A 564-nucleotide genomic window follows, 5' to 3' on the forward strand; every position below is an offset into this window, starting at 1 on the left:
CGGCTCCTCCGGTAGTCACTCAAAACATTACGGTGGCGCTTGATGAAAACGGTCAGGCCAGAATACACGACAAAGACGTACTCTACATCTGTGAAGATGCCGTTATTGAGTCATCGAATGGCGGTGGCTTGGGCGGTGGTCTGGGGGGCGGCCTGGGCGGTGGCTTAGGTGGCGGACTCGGAGGTGGCCTGGGTGGAACAACAACCAGCTCAACGGGTATTCCTTACAGCGACTTTACCATCGATAGTGACCTGTCGCAGTTTACTTCCTGTACTACTGACAATTGTAAGATCATTTCCATCGCTACTTCCAAGACTACTTTCGATTGTTCTAATCTGGGTGAAAACACTGTAACAGTTACCGTAAGAGATGCCGCTGGCAATATCTCTACAGCTACTGCCATAGTTACAGTAGTAGATAATGCCGCTCCTGTAGTGGAGGTTCAGGATGTAGCTCTTACTCTCGATGCTTCGGGCAATGCCACGCTTTCAATGGCTCAGGCAGAGGTATCTAGCTCTGACAACTGTGGAATTGCTTCTAAGGTGCTGAGCAAAACAGCTTTCG

The 564-nt window shown here is 50.2% G+C and carries 1 pseudogene; it reads left to right on the forward strand.

Annotation, left to right across the window (positions count from 1 at the left end):
- Nucleotides 1–564 (forward strand): annotated as a pseudogene (locus IE164_RS18490) (hypothetical protein); the annotation flags it as partial.

Source organism: Roseivirga thermotolerans, assembly GCF_014653175.1.
GTDB classification, from domain to species: domain Bacteria; phylum Bacteroidota; class Bacteroidia; order Cytophagales; family Cyclobacteriaceae; genus Roseivirga; species Roseivirga thermotolerans.